This window comes from Oscillatoria sp. HE19RPO (assembly GCF_024220515.1).
Classification (GTDB): Bacteria; Cyanobacteriota; Cyanobacteriia; order Cyanobacteriales; family Laspinemataceae; genus Laspinema.
The window spans coordinates 1-4,090 of the sequence record NZ_JAMXOT010000418.1 but is presented as its reverse complement, the minus strand read 5'-3'; the positions used below and the strand labels follow the sequence as shown (position 1 = coordinate 4,090).

The window sequence follows — 4,090 nt, the reverse complement described above, 5'->3', positions numbered from 1 at the left end:
CCAAAAAATAAAACCTTCAAAAAACCCGCAGGCTCAAGCCTGGGGCTACACGGACAAAGCGGTGCCTGCGCGGGCTAAAAGAGCCTTGTTAGGTGCGATCGCATCAAAGCAAGGATGATTTATTTGTTGGAATCCCCTCAGTTGAGAAAAGGGCGCGAGTTACCCGAAGTCTTCTTGTTATTGAGGCGAGTCGGGGCGATCGCCCCTTTCTCTTGGGGTGAGCTAAAACGAAAATTTGAAATGAATTCTAGGGTTGAGAAGAGCATCCACTGGCTCCCCGTTTTCTAAATGTTGGACGACAATCACAGGAACATCAGCCGGTGTGACCCGACAATACCAGATATTATCCGGGTTAACTTTAACCGTGGGACCCGAGCTACATTGTCCCAGACAACCCGTGCCATTGACCGTCACCCCGGGGGGGAGTGCCGTCTGTTGAAAGGCTTTGAGAACGGCTGGGGAGCCGTGGCGCTGACAAGATTGATGCTGGCAAATCGAAATATTCCGATACAGAGGGTCTGGGGAATCGGAGGGTGTCATAGCCTATACAGGGAAATAAATCTTTACAATACTGATTCTAACTGCCTGAGTCTGTGGTTTCCTGGTCGAGTACAGATCTACAGAAGTTTGACCCCCCTGCTGAAACATCGACTTTTGTGCGGATATCTGAGAAAATCTCCCTTACAGTCACTTAAATTTAGAAGTGACCTGAGCGGGCTACAACTTGGGATCGGGGGAAAAAACAGATTAGGCTGGGTTTAAGCCATCAAGTTCGACCCCACAGATGCAGCCGGACAGATAGCTCAATGTTTTAGATGACGGTCACAAATTAGCTTGAGATAAAGATAAAAGAAGATGGCGAAAACAGTTGCCGAGATTATGACCCGAGATCCAGTCGTCGTGACTTCCCAGACGTCTTTGGATGAGGCGATTCAGATTATGGCGGAACGGCGCTTCAGTGGACTTCCTGTCGTGGATACTGCGGGAAAGTTGGTGGGGATTATTTCCCAGGGAGACTTGATGTGGCGCGAAAGTGGGGTGACGCCGCCGCCCTATATTATGGTGCTTGATAGTGTGATTTATTTAGAAAATCCTGCTAAATATCAGCGGGATTTACATAAGGCTTTGGGACAAACCGTGGGGGAAGTTATGACCAAAAATCCTCAAACGATTAGACCCGAGAAGTCTTTACGAGAGGCGGCAGAATTGATGCATGAGAAGGGAGTACATCGCTTGCCGGTGATTGATTCAGGGGGTAAGCCTATTGGAATCCTGACCCGGGGCGATATTGTGCGGGCGATGGCAACTGAGGAAGGATAAGAGTTGACATTTTTAGGGGGATAGGGTTGAGGTCCGAATGGACAAAAGCAAAAGATGGTGAATGATCATCATGAAGTGATGGATCAAGGGGACTGAAGATCCGTTTAATTTCGGTTAAGGAATACCAGATAAGGAACAGATCATAAAAAATGAACGTTACTCCAGAGTCAGTGAGGGAATTACTGCATTCAGAAACAATGGGCGATCGCCTACGCGGGGTGAATCAACTTCGGCAACTTGAACCGGCGATCGCTTTAGAACTGATTTTACCGACGATTCAAGATAGTAGTGCCCGGGTGCGCTATGCAGCAGTCAGTCAAATGGCCAGTTTGGGCAAGCTGGATCGGGAGGTTGCCTTAACGGTCCTGCGCGATCGCCTATTAAATGATTCGGAAACTGATGTCCAAGCGGCAGCAGCAGACTCTCTCGGGGGTTTGCAATTAACGGAAGCATTTGAAGAGTTGCAACAGAGCTATCACAATACTTCTGAATGGCTGCTGAAACTCAGTATTGTTGCGGCTTTAGGAGAATTGGGGGATAGTCGGTCTTTTGATATGTTAGAAGATGCCCTAAATTCTTCAGAAAGTCTGATCAAAACAGCGGCGATCGGGTCGTTTGGGGAACTGGGCGATCGGCGCGCTACTGCATTATTAATTCCCTACGCTACCGATGCCGATTGGCAGATTCGCCATCGTGTCGCTCAAGCGTTGGGACTGCTTGGGGGTCCTGAAGTTCGACCCATCTTAGAAACATTGGCGCAAGATGAAGTTTCCCCGGTGGCCCAAACGGCACAAGCGAGTTTATCTACGGTGGTTTGAACAAAAAAAGGGTGGGAAATTTCCACCCTTTTTCTCTTTTTAAACATCAGGACAAACCTACAATTTTTATCTCTTTAACCCAGTGGTTTGCGGTGTTAGAACACTTCCAACTGTTTAGACGCTGAAACTGAACAAGCTATTGAGTCGATGTTCATTTGGGGAGTAGCCTTAATTGGGCAAAATAAAAATTTTGAGAATTAGGCGATCGCGCCCCGATTCTTTTGCCTGATAGAGGGCCTTGTCCGCAATAGAAATCAACTCAGAGGGGACCGTACTCGGACAAGGAATCGTGGCAGTCACCCCCAAACTTACCGTAATAAATTCACTCACCGAGGAAGTGGGATGGGGAATCTGTAAATTGCGGATTTCACTCCGAATTTTCTGGGCCACACTCACCGCCCCTGCTGCATCGGTATTCGGAAGCAACACAGCAAATTCTTCTCCCCCGTAACGCGCCACCAAATCCCCGGGACGGTTCACCGATCGCCTCAGGGCCTCTGCCACTTCTTGTAAACATTCGTCCCCGGCTAAATGACCGCAGGAATCGTTGTAGGGCTTAAAAAAGTCTACATCACACAAAATCAAAGACAGCGATGAAGGATTTTGGACAAAACGAGTTTCTGTCCCGGCATTTTTGGCCGAAACACTTTCCCGAATCAGTCGCCGCCACTCATGTTCTAATGCTTGGTCAAAACCCCGACGATTGGCAACCCGAGTCAACCCATCCAAAAATGCCAGACGCTGTAACTCTTCATTCGCCGCTTGTAACTGTCGATAAAGCTGCGCTTGTTCCAGCAATCTTCTCACCCGTTGACGAAGAACTGCCCAGTGAATCGGTTTCGTGACGAAATCCACGGCACCTACCTCGAATGCATGGTCCACCGATTTACTGTCCTCAAGACTGGTAATCATTAAGATGGGGGTGTGGGATGCAAAGTCATTTTCCCCCGAAGAATCATTTTCAAACATGGCTTGTAGCCTAGTGCAGCAAGTAAACCCATCCATAACGGGCATGATGGCATCTAGCAAAACCATATCGGGACGCAGGCGAATATATGCCTCTAAACCCTGAAGGCCATTTTCCGCCTCGGCTACTCGATAACCCTCTTTTTCCATGACTTGACGGAGGAGATCCCGCATAAAACGGTCATCATCGACGATCAAGATCAGGGGCGGTTCTGTATCTGGGGTCGATGATTTTTTACTCACACCTGATATCGGATTCTCCATTCGCGCATCATTGACTACCCTAGTCCATCCCCTTTTGAGTTCCGTCGTTTTGTATTTTAACGATGGCATTTTTATAAAATAACTCCCTTGAGTTTATTATGAATCATCCGTTGCTACCTTGTGAGCGATCGCACTCTGCTGCTGGAAGTGACCCTCCGTAATAGATCGCGGTGACTTCAATCACCTCCACCGGAGCCAAACCCGGTGACTTGACCTCCGCAAGGGTGACTCTCCGTCCCAGAGTTGACGCCAGAATCAATGAGTATTTCCCTCCCACCGAGGGCTTCATCCCAAATCCGGTTGTCAAAAACCTGTTTTCTCTTTAGGGGGCTGAGACTGGCTGGATCCATCTAGCTTACCCAAAAAGGCTGTAGGTTTTAGCAAACCTATTCTGCGCCCCTTGAGCAGTCATCCATACCCCGTTGAGTTCCTCCCTGCTTTCGGAAATCAGAACCCCAAACAGTTGGTGACTAAGCGGGTCCGCTTTTATCGCTCTGACGGGATAATTTCAGGGTATTTTCACGTTAGTGAGAGCGCGATTCTCTCCTGTCTTGTGAACAGTAAGACCCTTTAATCTCTTTCCCATCAGAAAAGTCCGAGAGTTTGGGAACTGCGCATCTTTAGAGCGCAGAGGAAAAACGAACGAGCGGTTTTAACCGCCTATCCCTTGCCTATCCCTTAGTGCTACAATGTAGTCATTAACGTTTTTAGCGTTTCATCCA

The 4,090-nt window shown here is 48.3% G+C and carries 5 protein-coding genes; 2 read left to right on the top strand and 3 right to left on the bottom strand.

Going from position 1 to position 4,090, the window contains the following annotated elements:
* Positions 1 to 222: 222 nt before the first annotated feature.
* Positions 223 to 540 carry a ferredoxin gene (locus NG833_RS28395; protein WP_254568626.1) on the bottom strand — a complete coding sequence of 106 codons (318 nt, stop codon included), beginning with the start codon at positions 538 to 540 and terminating at the stop codon, positions 223 to 225.
* Positions 541 to 855: 315 nt separating this feature from the next.
* Between NG833_RS28395 and NG833_RS28390 the strand changes: the two genes are divergently transcribed.
* Entirely contained in the window at positions 856 to 1,320 is a 465-nt protein-coding gene (locus NG833_RS28390) for a CBS domain-containing protein (RefSeq protein ID WP_254568625.1), read from the top strand.
* A gap of 149 nt (positions 1,321 to 1,469) precedes the next feature.
* A complete protein-coding gene (nblB, locus tag NG833_RS28385; protein ID WP_254568624.1) occupies positions 1,470 to 2,138 on the top strand; it encodes a phycobilisome degradation protein NblB in 669 nt (222 codons plus the stop codon).
* A gap of 168 nt (positions 2,139 to 2,306) precedes the next feature.
* Here nblB and NG833_RS28380 read toward each other — a convergent pair whose 3' ends face one another.
* Positions 2,307 to 3,347 (bottom strand): diguanylate cyclase domain-containing protein, encoded by a 1,041-nt coding sequence (locus NG833_RS28380; protein ID WP_375293977.1) that lies wholly within the window; start codon positions 3,345 to 3,347, stop codon positions 2,307 to 2,309.
* A gap of 124 nt (positions 3,348 to 3,471) precedes the next feature.
* Complete coding sequence (locus NG833_RS28375; protein WP_254568622.1) at positions 3,472 to 3,675, bottom strand: hypothetical protein; 204 nt, start codon at positions 3,673 to 3,675, stop codon at positions 3,472 to 3,474.
* Positions 3,676 to 4,090: the final 415 nt, after the last annotated feature.

Bases quoted from the DNA above. Each gene is read 5' to 3' on its own strand.
- NG833_RS28395 (WP_254568626.1), bottom strand. From the start codon at position 540: ATGACACCCTCCGATTCCCCAGACCCTCTGTATCGGAATATTTCGATT.
- NG833_RS28390 (WP_254568625.1), top strand. From the start codon at position 856: ATGGCGAAAACAGTTGCCGAGATTATGACCCGAGATCCAGTCGTCGTG.
- nblB (WP_254568624.1), top strand. From the start codon at position 1,470: ATGAACGTTACTCCAGAGTCAGTGAGGGAATTACTGCATTCAGAAACA.